18 protein-coding genes are annotated in these 20,259 nt (G+C 71.5%); 7 read left to right on the top strand and 11 right to left on the bottom strand.

Features of this window, described 5'->3' with window-relative positions; translation table 11 throughout:
* Positions 1 to 224: sensor histidine kinase (locus tag HHX35_RS32880; protein WP_396781282.1), on the top strand; the 224-nt coding region annotated here is incomplete at its 5' end.
* Here the strand turns inward: HHX35_RS32880 and HHX35_RS32875 are convergent.
* Positions 225 to 683 (bottom strand): hypothetical protein, encoded by a 459-nt coding sequence (locus HHX35_RS32875; protein WP_182902540.1) that lies wholly within the window; start codon positions 681 to 683, stop codon positions 225 to 227. It abuts the gene before it with no gap.
* Positions 684 to 883: 200 nt separating this feature from the next.
* Positions 884 to 1,525 carry a response regulator transcription factor gene (locus HHX35_RS32870; protein WP_139572935.1) on the bottom strand — a complete coding sequence of 214 codons (642 nt, stop codon included), beginning with the start codon at positions 1,523 to 1,525 and terminating at the stop codon, positions 884 to 886.
* 136 nt (positions 1,526 to 1,661) lie between these two features.
* Between HHX35_RS32870 and HHX35_RS32865 the strand changes: the two genes are divergently transcribed.
* Both HHX35_RS32865 and HHX35_RS32860 read left to right on the top strand, forming a co-directional pair.
* A complete protein-coding gene (locus HHX35_RS32865; RefSeq protein ID WP_259405633.1) occupies positions 1,662 to 2,507 on the top strand; it encodes a universal stress protein in 846 nt (281 codons plus the stop codon).
* A gap of 15 nt (positions 2,508 to 2,522) precedes the next feature.
* The gene (locus HHX35_RS32860; RefSeq protein WP_182902538.1) at positions 2,523 to 3,533 is read left to right on the top strand and encodes a lactonase family protein; all 1,011 of its coding nucleotides are present in this window, start codon (positions 2,523 to 2,525) and stop codon (positions 3,531 to 3,533) included.
* A 4-nt stretch (positions 3,534 to 3,537) separates the two neighbouring features.
* On the opposite strand, the gene HHX35_RS32855 is transcribed toward HHX35_RS32860, so the two are convergent.
* From HHX35_RS32855 to HHX35_RS32845, 3 genes are read right to left on the bottom strand one after another with little or no spacing between them, the layout of a single operon-like run.
* Positions 3,538 to 4,368, bottom strand: a complete 831-nt coding sequence (locus tag HHX35_RS32855; RefSeq protein WP_259405606.1) for an SAM-dependent methyltransferase — start codon at positions 4,366 to 4,368, stop codon at positions 3,538 to 3,540.
* A gap of 60 nt (positions 4,369 to 4,428) precedes the next feature.
* Positions 4,429 to 5,244 (bottom strand): DUF4253 domain-containing protein, encoded by an 816-nt coding sequence (locus HHX35_RS32850; protein WP_182902537.1) that lies wholly within the window; start codon positions 5,242 to 5,244, stop codon positions 4,429 to 4,431.
* A 49-nt stretch (positions 5,245 to 5,293) separates the two neighbouring features.
* Entirely contained in the window at positions 5,294 to 6,265 is a 972-nt protein-coding gene (locus HHX35_RS32845) for a LuxR C-terminal-related transcriptional regulator (RefSeq protein WP_182902536.1), read from the bottom strand.
* Between the two features lie 120 nt (positions 6,266 to 6,385).
* On the opposite strand from HHX35_RS32845, the gene HHX35_RS32840 reads away from it, so the two are divergent.
* The 4 genes from HHX35_RS32840 (at position 6,386) to HHX35_RS32825 (ending at position 10,699) form a co-directional block, all read left to right on the top strand.
* Positions 6,386 to 7,981, top strand: coding sequence for an ABC transporter substrate-binding protein (locus HHX35_RS32840; protein WP_182902535.1), 1,596 nt, complete (start codon positions 6,386 to 6,388; stop codon positions 7,979 to 7,981).
* Between the two features lie 7 nt (positions 7,982 to 7,988).
* Positions 7,989 to 8,918, top strand: a complete 930-nt coding sequence (locus tag HHX35_RS32835; protein ID WP_182902534.1) for an ABC transporter permease — start codon at positions 7,989 to 7,991, stop codon at positions 8,916 to 8,918.
* Positions 8,905 to 9,744 carry an ABC transporter permease gene (locus HHX35_RS32830; RefSeq protein ID WP_182902533.1) on the top strand — a complete coding sequence of 280 codons (840 nt, stop codon included), beginning with the start codon at positions 8,905 to 8,907 and terminating at the stop codon, positions 9,742 to 9,744. Before HHX35_RS32835 ends, HHX35_RS32830 begins: the two co-directional genes overlap by 14 nt.
* A gap of 88 nt (positions 9,745 to 9,832) precedes the next feature.
* Complete coding sequence (locus HHX35_RS32825) at positions 9,833 to 10,699, top strand: alpha/beta fold hydrolase (RefSeq protein ID WP_220506161.1); 867 nt, start codon at positions 9,833 to 9,835, stop codon at positions 10,697 to 10,699.
* Here HHX35_RS32825 and fxsT read toward each other — a convergent pair whose 3' ends face one another.
* From fxsT to HHX35_RS32795, 6 genes are all read right to left on the bottom strand, one after another.
* Positions 10,700 to 14,599, bottom strand: a complete 3,900-nt coding sequence (gene fxsT, locus HHX35_RS32820; RefSeq protein WP_182902532.1) for an FxSxx-COOH system tetratricopeptide repeat protein — start codon at positions 14,597 to 14,599, stop codon at positions 10,700 to 10,702. It abuts the gene before it with no gap.
* On the bottom strand, positions 14,596 to 15,828 hold the full coding sequence (locus tag HHX35_RS32815) for a TIR-like protein FxsC (protein WP_259405605.1): 1,233 nt from the start codon (positions 15,826 to 15,828) through the stop codon (positions 14,596 to 14,598). The genes fxsT and HHX35_RS32815 overlap by 4 nt, the downstream gene beginning before the upstream one ends.
* A gap of 298 nt (positions 15,829 to 16,126) precedes the next feature.
* Positions 16,127 to 18,403, bottom strand: a complete 2,277-nt coding sequence (locus HHX35_RS32810; RefSeq protein WP_182902563.1) for an FxsB family cyclophane-forming radical SAM/SPASM peptide maturase — start codon at positions 18,401 to 18,403, stop codon at positions 16,127 to 16,129.
* Entirely contained in the window at positions 18,403 to 18,567 is a 165-nt protein-coding gene (locus HHX35_RS32805; protein WP_182902530.1) for a hypothetical protein, read from the bottom strand. The genes HHX35_RS32810 and HHX35_RS32805 overlap by 1 nt, the downstream gene beginning before the upstream one ends.
* Before the next feature lie 282 nt (positions 18,568 to 18,849).
* Positions 18,850 to 19,731, bottom strand: coding sequence for a DUF4231 domain-containing protein (locus HHX35_RS32800; RefSeq protein WP_182902529.1), 882 nt, complete (start codon positions 19,729 to 19,731; stop codon positions 18,850 to 18,852).
* 31 nt (positions 19,732 to 19,762) lie between these two features.
* A complete protein-coding gene (locus HHX35_RS32795) occupies positions 19,763 to 20,257 on the bottom strand; it encodes a hypothetical protein (RefSeq protein ID WP_220506159.1) in 495 nt (164 codons plus the stop codon).
* Positions 20,258 to 20,259: the final 2 nt, after the last annotated feature.

Genomic DNA, 20,259 nt, shown 5'->3' with positions numbered 1-20,259 from the left:
TCGTCCGCCACGCCAAGGCCACCCGCGCCGACGTCGCCGTCCACGCCGGGGACGGACGGCTGACCCTCGTGGTGGAGGACAACGGCGTCGGCATCCCGGCCGAGGGCCGCCGCAGCGGCCTGCGCAATCTCGCCGACCGCGCCGAACGACTCGGCGGCGCCCTCACCCTCACCTCCCCCGAGGCCGGCGGCGCCCGTCTGAAGTGGAGCGTCCCGCTGGGCTGATCACCTCATGTTCTGCGAGATGTTGCAGGAGCGGCTGCCGGGGGCGCAGTACGCGCCCTGGCTGGTGATCTTCCCGGCGGACGTGACGGCGGTCGACTGCGGGCCGCTCAGGAGCGAGGGCGTGTAGACGCCGTTGAGGTTCAGGATGTTCCTGCCGCGGCCCGACCTGTACTGCCTGGCGCTGGTCCGCCCGCCTCGGGCCACCTGGTAACCGCGCGGGCCGGGCCTGGGCCTGGCCGCCGCCTTCGCCTGCGCCGCCGCCTTCGCCCGGGCCGCCGCCTTTGCCCGGGCCGCCTTCGCGGCGGCCGCGTGCGGTTTGCGGTGCAACGGAGCGGAGGCCGCGTCCGCCGATGCCGGAACGGCGAGGCCGGCCAGCGAGACGACGAGCGCGGCCACCGCAAGCCGCCGTACCGCCGAGACGAGATCGGTTCTGAAGACGTCCGCGCAGTGACGAGACACCTGGCAACCACCTGCCCATGCGCCAGTTGGATATAAGCGACATAGGGCATATGCCCGTATCGCTGGGGTCTCGCCGGCGCCCTGGGAAACTCCGGCCCGGATGATTACCCTGTGCGGGCGCGTCGCCCGCCCAATCCTGGCGGCCCAATCCTGCCGGCTCAGTCCTGCCAGCTCAGTCCTGCCGGCTCAGTCCTGCCGGCTCAGTCCTGGCGGCCGGCCTTGAGGCGGGCGGCGAGCGCGGCGGCCTGGGTGCGGCGCTGCATGTCGAGCTTGCTCAGCAGGTTGGACACGTAGTTCTTGACCGTCTTCTCGGCCAGGAACATCCGCTCGCCGATCTGGCGGTTGGTCAGGCCCTCGCCGATCAGCTCAAGGATCTGCCGCTCCTGGTCCGACAGCGCGGCAAGCGGGTCCTTCTTCGTGGCCTGGTCGCGCAGCCGGTGCAGCATCGCGGCCGTCGTCTGCGGGTCGAGCAGCGACTGCCCGCCGGCCACCGTGCGCACCGCGCCGACCAGGTCCGAGCCGTGGATCTGCTTGAGCACATACCCGGCCGCCCCGGCCATGACCGCGTTGAACAGCGCCTCGTCGTCGGCGTAGGAGGTCAGCATCAGGCAGGCCAGGCCGGGCAGCTTCGAGCGCACCTCACGGCAGACGTCCACTCCGTCGCCGTCGGGCAGGCGCACGTCGAGCACCGCCACATCCGGCTTCAGCGCGGGGATGCGGGCCACGGCCGACTCGGCCGTCCCCGCCTCGCCGACGACCTCGATGTCGTCCTCGGCGTCCAGCAACGCCGCCACACCACGCCGCACGACCTCGTGGTCGTCCACCAGGAACACCCGAATCATGTCTCTACGCTAGCCGCGGGCGGGCCGAAGGTCCCGCGGGCCGGTGGCTTTCGCCCGGCGTCGCCGCCGAGTCCCGGGTGATCTGCTGGTGACATGGGGTGCGCTCTGCGCACGCGGCGCGGGCCGCGTGAGTGAGATGAAGCAGGAGATCGTGGTCGCCTACGACGGCACACGGCAGAGCCGGGCCGCGATGGAGTGGGCCGCGGCGGAGTGCCGGGCCCGCCGCCGTGCGGGCGTCACGGTGTGTCAGGTGTGGGACGGGCCCTACCCGGAGCGCGCCGAGGCCGTCGCCGCCGAGGAGCGCCGCCTGGCGGGTCTGCAACTGTTCGAGGGGGTACGACTGGCCGAACGCCTGCTGCCGGGTCGCGAGGTCCGCCCCGTGCTCGTGCGGGGAGATCCCAAGGACACACTGGTCAGCCTCAGCAGGAACGCCGCGATGCTGGTCCTGGGCCACCGGAGCGTGCGTGGGCTGGCCGGGCTGCTGCGCGGCTCGGTCAGCGCGTACGCGGCGGCGCACGCCGCCTGCCCGGTCGTCGTGGTCGGCGCGCCGGCGTCCGCGCCGCCCGCCGGCGGGGTGGTGGTGGGGATCGACGTGGCGCGGCCGGCCGGTCCCGAGGCGGACTCCGCCCTGCGCTTCGCCGTGGAGGTCGCCCGCGGCAGGTCGCTGCCGCTGACCGTGGTGTACGCCACGGGAGGGCGTGAGCCGGAGGGTGAGCGGGCGCTGGCGCGGATCGTCGAGCCGTGGCGGCTGCGCTGCCGGGCCCGGCCCGCGATCGGGACCAGGGTCGTCGAGGCGCCGGCGCTGCCCGCCCTGGTGGCGTGCGCCCGGGAGGCGCGGCTGCTCGTCGTGGGTGCGCACAGAACGGGGGCCCGGCTGCTCGGTTCGGTCGGGCAGGGCCTGCTGCGGCGCGCCCCCTGCCCGGTCGCGGTCGTCCACCCGGCCCCCGTCTGGCCGATACCATGCGATATCCCGACGATCTGAGCCTTTGGAGTGCGAATGTCCCGACCCAATCTGGTGATCGGCGGATACACCCCCGACACGGAGGGGTCGGGCCCCGGCCTGACGGTGGCTCGGGCGCACGCGGACGGGCGGCTGGAGGCGGTGGCAGAGACGACCGCGTCAGGGCCGTCGTTCGTCGCCGCGCACCCGCGGCTGCCGCTGCTGTACGCCGTGCTCGAACGCGCCGTGGACGGGGGGCTCGCGGTCTTCGCCGACGAGCCCACCCCCCGGCTCCTGGCCGAGCACCCCAGCGGCGGCTCGCTGCCGTGCCACCTGGCGCTCGACCCCGAGGGCCGGTGGCTGGCGATCGCCAACTACGGCGACGGGACCGTCACGGCCTATCGGCTGGGCGAGGACGGGATGCCCGAGCCCGGCCCGCTGACGTTCCCGCACGAGGGCCGCGGCCCCCACCCGGACCGGCAGGAGGGTCCGCACGCGCACCAGGCGGTCTTCGGGCCCGACGGCGTGCTGTACGTGACCGACCTCGGCACCGACGAGGTGCGCCGCTTCCTGCCGGGCATGCGCCCGCACCCGGACGGCCCCGTACGGCTGGCCTCCGGCAGCGGCCCGCGGCACTTCCTGCACCACGAGGGCCACTGGTATGTCACCGGCGAGCTCGACGGCACCGTGCGCGTCTACGACGGCGAGTGGCGGGAGGCGGGCGCGGTGCGGGCGAGCGGCGCCGTGCTGGAGAGCGGGGTGGAGAGCGGGGGCGAGAACCTGCCCTCCCACATCGCGCTGTCCGCCGACGGCCGCCACCTGTACGTCGCCAACCGGGGGCCGGACACCCTGGCCGTCTTCGAGGTGGACGGGCCCCGCCTCACGATGACGGCCGAAGTGCCGTCGGGCGGAAGCTGGCCACGCCACTTCGCGATCGACGGCGACCGCCTCTACGTCGCCAACCAGCGGTCCGATTCCGTCGCCGTGCTGGCGCTCAAGGACGGGCTGCCCGAGCCGACCGCTCAGGCGCTGGCGGTGGGCACCCCCTCGTGCGTGCTCATCCGGTAGGTCGTCAGAACACCTGGCCGACGCCGCCGACGATCCACACCCGCTGGGCCTGCCCGGTGCTCTGCGGGATCTCCGGCCGCCACTGACGGATGTAGACGAGGCCGGGATCGACGAGTTCCGTGCCGTCGAAGAAGCGCAGCACCTTCTCCCGGTCTCGCGGCGCGTCGTCGGCCTGCGGCACGATCTGCCGGAACAGGTCGACGATCGGCGCGGCCAGTTCGGGACGGCTGTCGAAGACGGCGTGGCCGATGGCCAGGTAGCTGGCCGGGGCGAGGTGGTCGCGCACGTGGGCCACGCACTTGTACGGCTCGATGGCGTCGGGGAGGTACTGCAGCCGGGCCGGGATCAGCACCCCGACCGGCTGGTCGAAGTCGATGAGCCGGAGCATCTCGGGGTCGGCGAGCATTTCCGCCGGGCGCAGGATGGAGCCGTCGACCACCCCGGTGCCGGGGTTGCGGGCGAGCACGGCCCGCGCGTGGTTGAGCACCACCGGGTCGTCGTCGACGTACACCACGCGGGCGTCGGGCGCGAGCTCCTGGGCGACCTCGTGGGTGTTGCGCCGGGTCGGCAGCCCGGACGCCACGTTGAGGAACTGCCGCACGCCCTGCTCGACGAGGAAGCGCACCACCCGCTCCAGGAACTCGCGGGTGTCCACGGCCATCGTCTTGACCTCGGGCGCGATGGTCATCAGCTGCTCGGCGAACTTTCGGTCCGCGGCGAAGTTGTCCTTGCCTCCGAGCAGGTAGTCGCTCATCCGGGCGATGTTCGCGGTGCCGGTGTTGAAGCCCGCCACCTTGACGGGCCGTTCGCCCCCGCCCAGCTCCGTGCCGCCCAAACCGCCTCCCTCGCTCACAGCCGTTTTTGGTCATTATCGCGTGCCTGTGTAAGTATCGCCTCAATCCCACCAGAACGACCAGGCGTTCTGGCCCACGATCTGCTCGGCGTAGTCGGCCAGCGTGCCCGGGCCCTGCAGGATGCTGTCGGGGCAGAACGTCCAGTGCTCGGCCGCCACGTGCAGCGCGTGCGCGAGGGTGGCGGGCGGCGCGGCGACGCTGAGGTCCAGCGTGTTGAACCCCATGCCGACCACCCGCGCCCCGAACCGCTCCTCCCAGCTGCGCACCACGGCCGCCAGGGGCACGGTCCACTCGTTGTGGTGCAGCGCCCCCTGCCAGCCCATCGCGACCAGGGCGTCGGCGCCGCGGTTCACCGCGGCGAGCCCCAGCGGCGTCATCCGCTCGGCCACCACGTCCGCGTACCAGTCGGCGACCACGTCGGGGTCGGCCACGAGCGCGGCGGGCGGCGCGACCCCCGGGCACTCGGCCCCGAACGGCGCGAGGTACGCCTCGTGGCCCAGCAGCAGGTCCTGCCACGCCTCGGCCATGAATCCGGCCGCGCTGTAGTAGTCGACCTGGCCGGGCGAGTCCGGCGCGATCTGCCCGGCCGACCAGGGCTGCACGCCGTCCTCCAGCAGCATCGGCCACAGGCCCGACCGGGGGTGCTCGGCGCGGAGCCGGGCCCACAGCCCGGCCGGCACCGGCTCGTCGCTCAGCCAGAACGAGGGGCGGTGATGGGTGCGCAGCCTGTCGTAGTCGGGGTCCGGCCACACGAGGGACCCGGACGGCAGGTCGACGGACAGCACCCGGCCGTCGCCGCCGTCACCGAACAGCAGCTCCAAGCCCGTGGGGAGCCGCCGACGCTCGTGAACCGACATGGGCCAATAATGTCGGACCCGGCCTCGGCGCGTCCCGCGAGGGCGATCATTACGGGATGTCGAGCCGGCACAGCCCCTCGGCGAGAACCTTCGTGGTCAGACGCGTACGGCTGTCGCAGCCCAGCTTGGCGAAGATGTGCTCCAGATGGGTGGTCACGGTGCGCACGCTCAGGACGAGCGCGGCGGCGATCTGCGGGTTGGAGTCGCCCTGCGCGACCCGGGTGAGCACCTCGATCTCCCGCGAGGTCAGGTCGTACGGCAGGGCGCACGGGCGCTCGGCGATGACCGCGCCCTGGATGGAGCCGTGGAAGCCCACGCCGGCCCGGTGGAGGCGCAGCTCGCGCCACTGGCCGGTGCCGTCCAGCCACAGTCCCCGGCGCGACAGCTCGCGGGAGTCGATGAACGCCCTGGCCAGCTCCGCCATCGCCGGCTCGGCCGCGAGCGCCTCCGACGCGGGCCATCCGGCCACGTCCCTGCGCCGCCCGCCCCGTTCGTACGCCACGGCGTGGAAGCCGGGCGGCAGGCCGAGCGGGTCGATGACGCAGCGGGTCACGTCGGTGAGGTGGGCCAGGGCGGGGGAGACCGCGCTGATCACCGCGGGCGCCTCGGGCGGCAGGTCCGCGCGGGAGCTGACGTGCAGCAGCCCGGTGTAGCGCCCGCCGGTCAGGAACAGCGGCGTCGTGATCCCCGCGCGCCAGCCGTACGGCTCCAGGTGGCGGCGGAAGTAGCGCTCGGTGCCGGGGGAGCCCATGACGACGGGCGTGCGCAGCGACATGGCGCGGCGGTAGGCGTCGAGCCGGGCGTACTCCTCCGCGGCGTCGTCGTCCACCCGCGTGTACCCCGCCGACACCAGTGAACGGTGCCGGCCGGTCGCCGGGTCGAACGCCACGAACTCGTAGGCCTCCACGGGGATGACCTCGCCCAGCGCGGTCATCGCCCCGTGCGCCCCCTGCCGGGCCACCTGGAAGCCCAGTTCGGCGACGGCGTGCAGGCTCCGCGCGTTGAGGCTGATTGCATCCATGGATCCTCCATGCTCAGCCTGCCGGGTAAAGGTTGCGCAAGGAATACGTAAAGTCTCCGATGCAGTCGGCGGCCCCGTTTCCTACCCTCACCCGCAATACGACGGAGAGGCGGAGGACCAGTGAGGGTCACGAGAAGCCGGGCGGCCGCCCTCGCTGTGGCGGCCATCATGCTGAGCGGCGGGTGTGGGGGAGGATCGTCGTCCCAGGGCGGCGGCAAGGAGGCGAACACGTTCTCCGTCGCGCTGACGGAACCCGACCATCTCACCCCGGGCAACACCTCCAGCGACTATTCGATCACGGTGCTGGACACGCTCTTCGAGACTCCGGTCTCCATCGACGCCGCCAGTGGCAAGCCCGTGATGCGGGCGGCCGAGTCGGTCAGCAGCACCGACCAGAAGGTCTGGACGATCAAGTTCAAGCCGGGGCAGAAGTTCAGCAACGGCGAGCCGGTCACCGCGCAGAGCTTCGCCGACTCCTGGAACGCCACGGCCTACGGCCCCAACGGCTGGACCAACAACTACTACTTCGCCAGCATCGAGGGCTACGACAAGCTCAACCCCGAGAAGGGCGACCCGTCCACGGACAAGATGAGCGGCCTCAAGGTGGTGGACGACACCACGCTCGAGGTGACGCTCACCGCGCCGTTCAGCCAGTTCCCGATCACGCTCGCCTACATCGCGTTCGCGCCGATGCCGAAGGCGGCGTTCACCGACCTCAAGGCGTTCGACCAGGCCCCGGTCGGCAACGGGCCGTTCGTGCTCGACGGCGAGTGGGAGCACAACAAGCAGATCACGATCAAGCGGTCTCCCTCGTACGCGGGCGAGCGCAAGCCCAAGGCGGACGGCGTCACCTTCAAGATCTACGCCAGCCGCGACACGGCGTGGACCGACCTGCGGGCCGGCCGGGTGGACCTGATGACGACGGTTCCGCCGGCCAGCACGGGCGAGGCGAAGAAGCTGCTCGGCGACCGCTTCGTGCAGACCCCCGACGGCACGATGGACTACCTGGGCTTCCCGACCTTCGACAAGCGGTTCGCCAACCCCGACCTGCGCAAGGCGTTCTCCATGGCCATCGACCGGCAGGCCATCGTGGACGCGGTCTACGACGGCGCGTTCAAGCCGATGGCGTCGCTGCTGGCGCCGCTGGTGCCCGGCTACCGGGAGAACGCCTGCGGCGAGGCGTGCACGTACGACCCGGCCAAGGCCAAGGCGCTGTTCGACCAGGCCGGCGGCTTCAGCGGCACACTGAACCTGTGGTTCTCCAACGCCGACCCGAGCTACGAGCAGTGGATGACCGCCGTCGCCAACCAGCTGAAGCAGAACCTCGGCATCTCGGACATCAAGTTCCGCAAGATCCCGGCCGCCGACTACCTGTCGACACTGCGCCAGCGCAAGGAGGACGGTCCGTACCGCAACAACTGGGTCATGGACTACCCGAGCCCGCAGGACTACCTCGAGTACATGTGGGGTGCGGGCAACCGGATGGGCTGGGAGAACAAGGAGTTCGACGACCTGATCAAGCAGGCGAACTCGGCGCCCAGCCTGGACGCGAGCCTGCCGCTCTACCAGAAGGCCGAGGACGTCGCGCTGGCCGAGATGCCGATGATCCCGTTGTGGAACTGGCAGAACCAGATCGGCTTCACCAGCCGGCTCAGCGGCGTCGACGTGACCCCGTACGGCAAGAACCTGTACACGATCACCGTGAAGCAGGGGTGACACAAGGGTGAGGTACGCCGCGCAGCGCCTGGCCCAGGCGATCCCGGTGTTCTTCGCGACCACCTTCCTGATCTACACGATGGTGTTCGCGCTGCCGGGCGACCCGATCCTGGCGCTCGCGGGCGACAAGCCGGTGCCCGCGCAGGTGCTCGCGGTCATGCGGGCGCGCTACCACCTGGACGACCCCCTGCTCGTCCAGTACGGCCGCTACATGCTCGGGGTGTTCCAGGGCGACCTGGGGGAGACCTTCACCGGCCAGCCGGTGAGCGAGCTCCTCCAGGACCGGTGGGCGGTCACCGCGCAGCTCGCGCTGACCGCCTGGGTCTTCGAGCTCGTCGTCGGCATCGGCCTCGGCGTCCTGGCCGGGCTGCGCCGCGGCGGGGTCGCCGACACGGCGGTCCTCGCCGGCACCACGTTCGTCATCGCGGTCCCGGTGTTCGTCGTCGGCTACACCGCCCAGATCGTGCTGGGCCTCAATCTGGGGCTGTTCCCGACCGCGGGGACCGAGGAGGGCTGGCCGGGCAGTTACCTGCTGCCCGGCATGGTCCTCGGCTCGTTCGGCCTGGCGTACGTGGCCAGGCTCACCCGCACCTCCCTCGTGGAGAACCTGCGCGCCGACTACGTCCGCACGGCGACCGCGAAGGGATTGTCCCGGCGGCGGGTGGTGGGGCTGCACGCGCTGCGCAACTCGCTCATCCCGGTCGTGACCTACCTCGGTGTCGACTTCGGCAACCTCATGGCCGGGGCGGTCGTGACCGAGGGCATCTTCAACCTGCCCGGCATCGGCCAGCAGGTGTTCCAGTCCATCCAGCTCCAGGAGGGTCCCGTCGTCGTCGGCGTCGTCACCCTGCTCGTCATGATCTTCATTCTCGCCAACCTGGCCGTCGACCTGCTGTACGGCGTACTCGACCCGAGGATCCGCCGTGCTCGCGCGTGACGCCTGGCTGGAACTGCGCGGCCGGGTGGTGTTCTGGTTCTCCGCGGCCGTCCTGCTGGTGGCCGTGGCGATGGCGGCCTTCCCCGGGCTGTTCGCCCATCTCGGCCCCAACGAGGCCTGCGACCTGCGCATGTCGAAGCGCGGCCCGGCGAGCGGCGCGCTGTTCGGGTACGACCTGCAGGGCTGCGACTACTGGTCGCAGGTCGTGCACGGCACCCGGGCGTCCATCGTGGTCGGCGTCTCGGTCACCGTCTTCGCCATGCTGATCTCCATCCTGCTGGGGCTGGTGGGCGGCTACTACGGGGGCGTCGCCGACGCGGTCATCTCCCGCCTCACCGACGTGTTCTTCGGCATCCCGTTCGTGCTGGGCGCGACCGTCGTGCTCGTCGCCTTCCCCGACCACGGGATATGGGCGATGACGCTGGTCCTCGTGCTGCTCGGCTGGACGACCATGACCCGGCTGATGCGCGGCCAGGTCATCGCCGTCAAGGACATGGACTTCGTCGCCGCGGCCCGCATGCTGGGCGCGAGCGACCGCAGGCTCATGGTGCGGCACATCCTGCCCAACTCCGTCGCGCCGGTCATCGTCGTGGCCATGCTGAACGTCGGGAACGTCATCGCGGGGGAGGCGACCCTCGACTACCTCGGCGTCGGCCTGCAGTATCCCGACGTGTCGTGGGGCCTGCAGCTGAACATCGCCCAGACGTTCTTCGCCGAGCACCCCCACCTGCTGGTCTTCCCCGCGCTGTTCCTCACCGCGACCGTGCTGAGCTTCCTCATGCTCGGCGACGTCGTCCGCGACGCCCTCGACCCCCGCCTGCGCTGACGCGGGAGACTCCACGCATGAAACGGCGTGGACAAACCCGACACCTGGGGTGACTCTTGGGAGGAGGGTGCGTCGCGGGGAGATCGCCTTGACCGAACTGATGGTGGCGCCGGACGGCAGAAGGCTCGCGGTCGAGCAGCAGGGGGAGCCGGACGGGCATCCCGTCTTCCTGCTGCACGGCACGCCCGGCAGCAGGGTGGGTCCTTCACCCCGGGCGACCGTGCTCTACCGGCTGGGTATCCGGCTCATCACCTTCGACCGACCGGGTTACGGGCGCTCCGACCGCCTGCAGGGCAGGACGGTCGCCGACGTCGCGGCCGACGTGGTCACCATCGCGGACGCGCTCGGCGTCGGCACGTTCGCCGTCGTCGGGAGATCGGGTGGCGCCCCGCACGCGCTCGCCTGCGCCGCGCTGCTGCCCGACCGGCTGACCAGGGCCGCCGCGCTCGTCGCGCTCGCCCCCCGGGAGGCCGAGGGGCTCGACTGGTTCGCCGGCATGACGGAGTCGAACGTGGTGGCGTATCGGCTCGCGCTGGCCGGCCGGCGCGCCGTCGCGGCGCGGCTGGCGCGGGCGGCCGACCAGATCAGGGCCGATCCCGCGAGCAAGGTCGTGGGCCTGTTCCGGGAGGTGCCCGAGTCCGACCGCCGGGTGGTCGCCGACCACGGCATCCGCCGGCTGCTCGTACGCAACTTCGCCGAGGGTCTGCGGGACTCCACGGACGGCTGGGTCGACGACGTGCTGGCCTTCGCCGGGCCGTGGGGATTCGACCCGGCCGACATCCGGGTGCCGACCCTGTTGTGGCACGGGGAGAACGACGTCTTCTCGCCGGCCGGCCACTCCCGCTGGCTCGGCCGGCGGATCCCCGACGCCACCGTCAGGATCCAGCGGGGCACGGCGCACTTCGGCGCATTCGGCGTGCTGCCCAGGGTCCTCCTGTGGCTGGTGCGGGCGTGATCAGGTGGGCTGGGGCTCGAGGTCCCGGTTCAGCCTCCGCCCCGACAGCACCACCGTGACGTTCGGATGGTTCTCGCCGAGCACCCGCCGCATCACGTCCACGGTGTCCTGCGTGAGCCGCTCCGCCTCGGCGGCCTGCTCCGTGCCGCGCAGGCTGATCGAGAGGTTCGCCTGGGCGGCGAGGGTGTCGGGATGCTCCGGCCCCAGCGTCCGGCGCAGGACGCCGAGCGCCTCCTGCTCAAGGGACTGCGCCTCCCGCGGCCGCCCCATGTCGGCGGCGCAGTTGGCGACGTTCAGCATGCACGACAGCGTGAAGGGATGCGCGGGCCCGAGCTCGCCGCGCAGGGCGTCCAGCGTTCTGCCGCCCAGCGCGTACGCCTCGGCGACCTCGCGCGTGCCGCGCAGGTAGGTCATCAGATTGTTCGCGGTCGCCAGCGTGAACGGGTGCTCCTCACCGAGGCTCGCCTTGTAGGACTCGAGGATGTTACTGGCCAGGTCGCGCGCGCCCGGCTTGTCGTCCAGGGCGGACAGGCAGCAGGCGAGTTCGAGGGCCGCGGCCGTGGCGTCCGGCGAGGAGGGGTAGAGCTGCTGGTAGCGCTCGTGCGTCTGCTGGGCGATCAGCCAGGCGTCGTGCTGCTGCCCGGCCTTGCGCAGCGACACGGCGAGGCTCTTGGCCGTCCGCAGGGTGTCGAGGAAGTCGTCGCCCAGGCTGTCGCGGTAGAGCTCGACGGTCGCGCGCAGCAGGTCGACCGACTCGCGGAACCGCCCCGCCTCGCGCAGGTCCCTGGCGAGGTTCGCCTGGGAGAACAGCGTGTACGGATGCGCCGTGCCGAGCACGGTGATCCGCCGCTCGAGCGTCTCCTTGTCGAGGTCGAGCGCGCTGTAGCAGTCGCCGACCAGGCGATAGGAGACCGCGAGGTTGTTGGCGGCCGCCAGCGTCCTCGGATTGTCCTCGCCGTACAGCTCCTGCCATCGTTCGTAGGTCTGCTTGTCCATCTCCAGCGCCCGGTCGAACTCCCCGAGGGCGCGCAGGTCGGCGGCGAGGCCGCCCGTCGTCATGAGCGTGTGGGGGTGGCTGGGGCCGAGGAGGTCGCTCTGCCGGGCCCAGACCCATTCGTCGAGTTCGCGCGCCTCGCGCGACTTTCCCTCGGAGCGCAGCACGTTCGCGATGTTGAACAGCAGGTGCAGCCGCTGCCGCTCGTCTCGCCCGAACTCCACCTCCCAGTAGTCGGCGAGGCGCTGGCCGAGCTGCAGCGCGCCGGCGAACTCGCCGCGTTTCCACAGGTACCGGACCCGTTCCGTGAGCAGCTGCCGGGTCTCCTCCTCCACGCAGTTCTCCGCGTTCGAGGGCAGCAGATGGGGCCAGATGAGGTCGTAGGCCGGCCAGTTCTCGGGATCGTCCACCTCGCCCAGCCGGGGCCGGGCGCCGACGAGGATGTGGTGCACCTCGTGCGAGGTGGAGTCCACCTCCTCGGCGGTCATCTGACTCTTGATCACCGCTTGGACCAGGCGGTGCACCTGAATCGTGTTGCTGCCGGGGTCGACCTTCGCCAGCGCGAATCTGCTGATCTCCCGGATGAGGCGGTGCAGCATGAGCTTCTCGCCCCGCAGCGAGTTGTCGTGCGGCAGCAGGGAACGCATCATCTCGTCGCTGTAGAGCAGCGTCATGGAGATGGGGTCGGGCGAGAAGAAGGCGCACAGTTGCAGCATCCGCACCGCGGCGGGGGCCCGTTCCCGGAGCTGCCCCAGCGAGATGTTCCAGGTGGCGGCCACCGGCTGCGGGTACCCGGGGGGCGGGTTGGTCGCCAGGAGCTCGGCCGCCTGGGTCTGCACCTGCTCGACGTACTCGGCCGCCGACATCCCGGTCTCGCCCAGCCAGGCGGCCGCCTGCTCCACCGCCAGCGGCAGGTAGCCGAGGGCCTCGGCCACGCCGAGCGCGTCCTGCGGCTTGAGCTTCGGGACGCGGCGCAGCAGGTGCTCCAGGCTCTCCTCCCGGCTGAAGACGTCGACCTCCAGCGGGGCGGCCAACGTGGACCACGACTGGTTCCGCGAGGTCACCACGACGTGGCCCGGCCCGCCCGGCAGGTAGCCGCGCACCTCCTCGGGGTCGCCCGCGTTGTCGAAGATGAGCAGCCACCGGGAGTACGGCTCGCCGCGCCGCAGCGCCTCGCGCGCCGCCTCCGCCGCCCCTACGACGTTGTCCCCCACCCGGATGCCAAGCCGTACGGCGAGCTCGGCCAGCGCGGGGTTGATGAGCTCGGGCTGCTCGGCGGGAATCCACCACACCAGGTCGTAGTCGGCCATGAAGCGGTGGGCGTACTCCAGGGCGATCTGCGTCTTGCCGACGCCGCCCAGGCCGTACAGCGCCTGTGGCAGCACCACCGCCTGGTTACCCCCGACGAGCTGGTCCCGCAACGTCTCCAGGGCCATCCCGCGCCCGGTGAACGCGGCGTTGCGCGCCTGCACGTTCCACACCGGGGGCACGCTGCCGGGGAAGCGCGCCCCCGCCTGCGACGGGCCGGCGAGCTGGTCCGCGTCCTGCCGCCCGACAGCCCGCAGGACGGCCTCGGCGGCCGGCTCCGCGCCGAGCCGTACGAGGTCGACGAGCGGCACGTCGGCGAAGGGCGGAACGAGCCGGACCTCGGACACGCGGACCAGGGAGAGACCGCCGCTGCTCGCGACGGGGTCGACGGCCGACAGCCGCTCCACGACCTCCCTGCCCTGCGGTGAGCGGGTGTAGGCGGGCGACAGCACCACCATCGCGCGGCTCGGTTCGCCGACGTCGGCGTGCGGAGCGGAGCCCAGGGCGCGCGGCGTGACCCGGCACCCCGCGCGTTCCAGCACGCCGCCGATCCAGTCGGCCCACATGCGGTCCTCCGGGGCGTAGCTCAGGAAGACGTCGGCCGGCCGGGATGGCTGTCGGCGGGTGAACGCCTCGAGCCACCGGGCCCGGACGTGCTCGTCAAGGGGCGGGAACGACGTGACCCGTCCGTCGCTGACCGCGGCGGTCAGGCGCTCGTAGGCCGCCAGGAGCGAGGTGGGGGAGCCGGGAGTGTCGCCGAAGGCCGCCAGCGTCTCCTCGAAGGCGTAGAACCGCTTGTAGGGGATCTCCACCGCGCCCCAGTACTGGTTGACCTGCTCCGTGGTGAGCCCCTGAGGGAAGCGGTCGAACATCGTGCGCGCCAGCAGCCGCCCCGCGTCGAGCTTCTCCTTCTCCCCGTCGTCGATGCGCATCGGAACGGGGAGGATCCGGATGTTCCGCTCGTGGTACAGGTCGTCGATGTACCGGGCCACCTTCGCGGCGCCCTCGATGCTCTGGTCGCTCATCGTGAAGCAGTCGACGAGGATGTCCGGGAGCTGGATGGTGCAGATGTCGGCGATGTCGCTCAGCCCGGTGCGGCTGTCGATGAGGGCGTAGTCGTAGTTCCGCTTCATGTCGGCGCGCAGCGCGTCGAGGAACTTCCCGCCGCCGAGCCGTTCGTAGAAGTTGTCCCAGTCGAACGTGGACACCAGCGAGGAGTAGTCGCGGTTCTGCTGCCCGGCAGAGACGTAGTCCAGCGTTCCGTCTCCCGGGAACTCCCAGTCCAGCGACACGGCGTGTGGCACGACGCGGGCGTACTCGAGGTGCCAGTCGGGGGTGCGCTCCCGCGGGCGCACGGCGGCCCACATGTAGTTGCTGATGATGTCGATGACGCCGGGGGTCGCCGTGATGACGCTGCTGTCGAGGAACGGATGGAAGAACTTGTGCAGCCCGGGGGACTCGAGGTCCCAGTCGACCACCAGGACGCGCAGGCCGCTGCTGGCGAGCACCCACGCCGTGTTCGCCAGCGCCATCGTGCGGCCCGTCCCGCCCTTGTAGGAGTAGAACGTGACGACGCGGCCGTCGTGGACGTCATTCATCGGGGATCCTCCGGCTGCATCAGCCTGGGTCGTCTGGTGGGCGCGCCGGCCGGCGGGTAGGCGGTGGCGGTCTTGAACAACTGGTTGGCGGCCTTGCCGAGCGCGTCGGACAGCGCGCCGCGGAACGCCGTGATCGAGTTGATCTCCGGGCTGGAGTCGGGCGGATTGTTGCGCAGGGCGGATTCGAGCGAGCGCTGCAGCCTGGCCCGGGCCGCCACCGTCTCCCGGTCGTCGAGGTTCCACGGCACCATCACGCTGGTCCGGCTCCGTTCGCGCCGGTCGAAGCCGCGCAGCCGCCGGCGGCAGTCGGCGGTGGTCGTGGCCCACGGGTCGACCAGCATGACGGACGGCTGCTCCTCCGGGGCGTCGGAGGCGAGGATCTCGGTGTGCTCCTCCAGCGACCCCACCTCCGGCAGGAAGCCGTGGGCCGTGGCGATCTCCTCGGCGTGGGACACGAGGGTCCGGGTGTTGCCGCCCCGGCGGAAGGGGTTCCACTCCTGCGGCGTCTGCCCGTAGAAATAGGGGCTGCGTTCGGACGGCAGATGGTCCAGGTCCGGGGCGACCACCGTCACCCGGAGGGGCCGCTGCGGCGAATAGTCGTGGAAGACGCTGCGCAGTTCGTCGTATCTGGGCGGGGGATCGAGGGCGCCGACCCGGGTGCGCTGCGCGACGTGGACGATCCGCTTGGCGAGCTCCAGGGTCGCCTTCTGGTAGTGACCGCGCATCCCCGCGAGCTTTGCGAGCCCGTAGAAGCCCTCCTCGCCGTACCGCTCGCCGAGATCGTGGTGGGTGAACTGGATCGACCGGGCCACCTGGGGCAGGTGGTCGGGCGGTAACGGCGTCCACAGCGCCGGAACGATGGCCTCCGGCATCTGCCCGTCCGGTCCCTCGTGGTTTCGGACGCGCTGGAGGAACGCGGCCCATTCCTTACCGCACTGCTCGCTTTCGAAATAGCGGGCGGAGTAGAGGGGAACGAACACCCGGCACGTCGACAGGGCGTCCGACAGCCGGTCCGGCCAATGGTGGCCCGAGCGCAGCTCCACGTCCATGAACCCGGCCTGCCCCTGCGACAGGTTGGTCATGTTGATGATGTGGTCGCACAAGTCGGCGAAGAGCTTCGCCACCCACTTGTTCGGGTCTTTCCTGCTATTCGGGTCGTGCATGGGGATATGAGCGTAGCTCAGGAAAAAATATGGCACCTGCCCATGCGCGCCCGGTTGTAGGGGCATTCGCCTCCTTCCCCCAGATTCATTCACTATGGGAACGCAGCGTAAGTCAAGTGACCTTGTGATGGGGGGAAATCGTCCGGATCACGGTGTTCTGCCAGCCACTCGGCGGCGAATCGGACAGCCCCGGTTATGGGAAAAAGGCGGCATTCCGCGTTTCCGATCCGGCCGAGGCGGACGGCGGTGCCGGCCGACGGCGTGGTCAGCGGGCCGAAGGCGGGCATAGCGCCCGGTACCGGGGCTCCTCGGCCTCGGTCATCCCGGCCACCGCCCGCAGATAGACGCGTGAGGTGTCCGAACGTCACCTCCCGGACGTTCCGGCCGTCTCGGCGACCTCCTCCGACAGCCACGGGACGATCGAGCGGCGCATCCCGGCGACGAAGCGCTCGCCCAGCGGAGTCAGGGCCTGCGAGCCGGTGAGGGTCTCGATCGCCTCCGCGGTCCGGGCCCGCCAGTGGGCGAAGTGACGGCGCGCCGGTTCGGGCTCGCCGTGCCTGCGGACGCGCCAGAAGTCGGTGACGGCGAGATGGGCGTAGGTCCCCTGCAGCAGCCCCTCGAGCGGCCGGGGGTCCTCCCGCCAGGGGGCGTGGAAGAGCCGCCGGTCGGACGCGTCGAACAGATCGAGCAGGTCGAGCACGGCGCCGAGCTTCACGTGCTGGAACTCGTGCAGGATCAGCAGCGCGAGCGTCGCGGGGTCGGCGGGCAGCGCCGCGGCGACGGCGCCGAAGGCGTCGCGGGCGGCCGAGCTCACCTCGCGGCCCGCGTCCGCGGGGGCGAGCGGGACGATCGCCGTCAGTCCCGTCTCGATCGCCGGGACGTACGCCGGGTAGTCCTTCTCGATGAGCTGCCACGCCTGCTCGAAGGACTCCTGCCACCGTGCCGCCTCTTCGACGGTCAGCCGGCCGGCCGGCTGCCATCGGTGGCAGTCACGGTAGGGGTCGGCGTCCTCCAGCAGGACCGAGAAACGTCCCGCGACGAGCCTTCGCACGGGTGACAGCGACTCCGGGCCGCCGTCCCGCAGCCGCGCCCGCCCCTCCTCGATCACGAGGGCGGCCCGGCCCTCCGGAGCGCCCTCCAGCACGCCGATCGTCGGCAGGTGCACCTCGCCGCCCACGGCCTCCACGTCGATCCGCGCGTCGATCCGCGCGTGGACGGCCGCCGCCGCCGCGATGTTCGACAGGCGGGCCGCCGGGGCGTTCCCCCGAAGGCAGGCGACCGCCCAGGCCCGGACGTAGGGATGGGCCAGCACCGTGGCGAGCGCCGCCCCGTGATCGCGGTCGATCCGCGTCAGCAGGTCCCACGCCGCGGGTTCGCCCGCTCTCGTGTGAACCGCCGCGACCAGGGCCCGGCGCAGGCTGAGCTGGGCCGTCGCGAGGCGCTCCACCTCCTCGGACCCGCCGAGCCCGGAGGCGAGCGTGTCCAGGGCGGCCGCGGGCAGGGTGTGGGCACGCAGGGTGTGGGCGCGCAAGGTCGTCTCCCTGACGTGTCCGATCAGCGCGAACAGGTCCGCGCAGTAGACGCTGGGGTTGTCGAACGAGCCGGATCGGTACCGGTGCGGGTACAGGCCCCCGCCACAGCTGCGTACGACGGGACAACTCCTGCAGGTGGCGCACAGGCCGCGAAGGCCCTGCTGCCGCGCCCGCACCCCCGGGTGGGCCGCGACCTCGTCGAGCGACGCGGTGGCGACGTGGTGGCCCGTGGCCGGGGCGCCCTCGTGGGCGACCTTCAGCGAGTCGACCAGTTCGTAGGAGCCGTCGGTCTCGATCACGATCAACGTGCTGGGCTGGAGCCCGATCGCCTCCGTCAGGCTGAGGCCGCCGTGCGCGGTCCTGAGGATCGACTCGAACAGGCGGACGCCGATGGGCCGCCCGTCGGCCTCCCAGCGGTCGTAGATCTTGACGAGCCAGTCCGCGTACGCCGTCGGGCCGGGACGTGCCGGGGGCGCGTCCCAAGTCGCGTGGGGGAGCAGGAAGTCGACACGAGGCGGCCGCAGCGCGACCAGAGCCTCGTAGACGGCGATCGGATCGTTGGCGACGTCGATCGTGCACAGCAGCCCGCCGTACAGCTCGGGCCGCCGCCGGAGCAGCTCGACCGCCCGCACGGCCCTGGCGTGGCTGCTGCGGCCGTCGGCGTAGCGCCGGTGCCGGTCGTTGGCGGCCCGGTCCCCGTCGAGCGACACCCCCACGACGATGCCGTGGGTGGCGAACACGTCGAGGAAACGGTCGTTGAGGATCAAGCCGTTGGTATGAATCCGCAGGTCGAGGCGGCACAGGCCGTCGAGGCGGCGGCGCAGCTCGGTGGCCGTCGAGGCGAGTCGATCACGGCCGGCGAGCAGCGGTTCACCGCCGTGCAGGACGACGTGAACCTCGTCCAGGCCGTGGCCGCGCACGTGTTCGGCGATGCGCTCCGCGACCAGGGCGATCGTCTCCGGTGACATCGTGGTGGGGCGGCCCCGCCAGCTCTGGTCCGCGTGTTCGTACACGTAGCAGTGGTCACAGGCGAGATCGCACCGGCTGTGCACCTTCAGCACGAACTGGCGAAACGGCAGGATCGGCCCGCTCGCGCCGCCCCGCTCCATCACAATGAGGAGTTGAACGCGGCGACCGGCAGGCCGGCGGGCAGCATTCGGTCCACCGTCGCGTCCATCGTGTCCCTGCGCGCCGCCATCTCGTCGAGGGAAGTATCCGACAGGTCACTGACCTCGGTCGTTATTTCTGATGATTCGTCATCGACAATAAGCATGTTCGACCGTTCCGAAATGGTGAGCGCGAATGAGCCCGCGGCGGACGTGCGCACCGATGCGCGGCCGCGGCCCAGGAGAACTCTAGTCCCAAAAAAGGCTCAGGAACCATCTCGCCGGTATGGCCGGTCCTGCTGGATCCTGCGACCAGTCTGACTGAGCGCCCCCCGGTTGTGCCGCTCTGTCCAGGCAAATTGTCGTTCTGTTTTCCGACGGAAGCCGGCCCGGGGCCTTTGGTGCACAAGCATCACAAACGCCCGTTTGTGGACATATGCCTGATTTTTTTAGGTATGGGACGATCGCCACATTCCGTGCTCGCGGGAGATGACGTCCTCGGCCTCGTCGACGAAGCGCGCCCACTCCTCCTCCGTCGCGGGCCAGTCGGCACGAGACACGACGTCGCCGAGCTCCAGGGCGGCCACGGAGTAGGCGCCGGCGAGCTGCCTGTGCTGCCGGGTCTGCATCCAGGCGATTCCCGCGGCGCCGACCGCCCCGACGATGCCCGGAAGGTCCAGGTCGAGCACCATCGCGCCGTTGAGGACGGCCGCGACCAGGCCCAGGGCCTCCAGAGCCGAGAGCGTCACCGACCAGCGGGAGGCGCGCCGCTCGTTGGCCGCCGCGCGGGCGCGGTACCACGCGCGCTGGTCGTCGATCCGGCCGCGGAGGTAGTGATCCTTGCGCTCGGGCAGCGGCATGGCCCGCAGCGCCCGCATCGCGGGCGTCACCTGGGAGTCGCCGTCCGACAGGGGGATCGGCGCGATGTGGTGCAGGTCGTGCGTGATCTCGGTCAGCCGCCGCAGCAGCAGCAGGTCCGCGCTGTGCTCGTCGTGCCCGTTCGTGCCGAACGGCTCACCACCCGCCATGTAGCGCCACGCCAGCGACTTGGCGGACTCCGCCGCCGCCCGCGCCTGCGCCCATTCCCTGTCGGGCGTGGAGGACAGGATGTACACCTCGACCACGAGCGCGGACGCGAGCGCGGTCGCCGCGACGACGGCCGCGGCGTCGAGCCTGCCCATGTTCAGGCTGAAGGCGCCGAAGGTGGCCGCCAGGACCAGGCTGGTCAGACGCAGGGCCGTGGTCCTCATCAGGCGCCGCTGACCGTCTATGGCGCGGCGGTCTGCGGCGCGGTAGATCGCGGGGAGCTCGTTCTCCTGCGGGGTCTCCACGATTCGAGATGAATGGGGATCTTCCGGGGTGTCAAGGGTGGCCGGTCCTGGAGGCACCTTCGGGCCAGAGGACCCTGACCTCGATGGAGCGCCGCCGCGCGTCGCTCACCACCTCCGCGGTGCCGCCCCGGCCCTGCGCCGGCTCCCCGTCCCACACCGCCAGCAGCAGGTGGACGTCCCGCAGCAGCGTCTCGTTGGCCGCCTGGTAGCTGGCGGGCGTCGGGTGCTCGTAGGGCAGCCGGACCACGATGCGTGCGCGGCACAGCAACCGGTCGAACGCGGCGCGGTCCCCGGGGGTGAGCACCCGGTCGTAGCGGTGGGCCGGCACGATCGCCTCGATCGCGCCGCCGAGGTCGAGCACCGCCTCCGCGAAGATCTGATCGGCGCCCGGGGCCAGGCAGGACACGCCGACGAGGCCGGGCGCGTGCGCCGCCAGCTCCGCGCGAAAGGCGGCGTCGACGAGTTCGGACGTCGACGAGGAGAGGTCGCGGTGACCCGTCACCGCCACCCTCATCCCTGGAGCCATCG

Origin of the sequence: Microbispora sp. H10830 (assembly GCF_014161375.1) — a bacterium.
Taxonomy (GTDB): Bacteria; Actinomycetota; Actinomycetes; order Streptosporangiales; family Streptosporangiaceae; genus Microbispora; species Microbispora catharanthi.
The sequence above is the reverse complement of the archived record's forward strand: the minus strand, read 5'-3'. Positions and strand labels throughout refer to the sequence as shown.

What these genes read in the sequence shown, in the direction of transcription:
- HHX35_RS32870 (WP_139572935.1), bottom strand. Translation starts at nt 1,525, where the DNA reads ATGATTCGGGTGTTCCTGGTGGACGACCACGAGGTCGTGCGGCGTGGT.
- HHX35_RS32865 (WP_259405633.1), top strand. Translation starts at nt 1,662, where the DNA reads ATGAAGCAGGAGATCGTGGTCGCCTACGACGGCACACGGCAGAGCCGG.
- HHX35_RS32860 (WP_182902538.1), top strand. Translation starts at nt 2,523, where the DNA reads ATGTCCCGACCCAATCTGGTGATCGGCGGATACACCCCCGACACGGAG.
- HHX35_RS32850 (WP_182902537.1), bottom strand. Translation starts at nt 5,244, where the DNA reads ATGTCGGTTCACGAGCGTCGGCGGCTCCCCACGGGCTTGGAGCTGCTG.
- HHX35_RS32845 (WP_182902536.1), bottom strand. Translation starts at nt 6,265, where the DNA reads ATGGATGCAATCAGCCTCAACGCGCGGAGCCTGCACGCCGTCGCCGAA.
- fxsT (WP_182902532.1), bottom strand. Translation starts at nt 14,599, where the DNA reads ATGAATGACGTCCACGACGGCCGCGTCGTCACGTTCTACTCCTACAAG.
- HHX35_RS32815 (WP_259405605.1), bottom strand. Translation starts at nt 15,828, where the DNA reads ATGCCCCTACAACCGGGCGCGCATGGGCAGGTGCCATATTTTTTCCTG.
- HHX35_RS32810 (WP_182902563.1), bottom strand. Translation starts at nt 18,403, where the DNA reads ATGGAGCGGGGCGGCGCGAGCGGGCCGATCCTGCCGTTTCGCCAGTTC.
- HHX35_RS32805 (WP_182902530.1), bottom strand. Translation starts at nt 18,567, where the DNA reads ATGCTTATTGTCGATGACGAATCATCAGAAATAACGACCGAGGTCAGT.
- HHX35_RS32795 (WP_220506159.1), bottom strand. Translation starts at nt 20,257, where the DNA reads ATGGCTCCAGGGATGAGGGTGGCGGTGACGGGTCACCGCGACCTCTCC.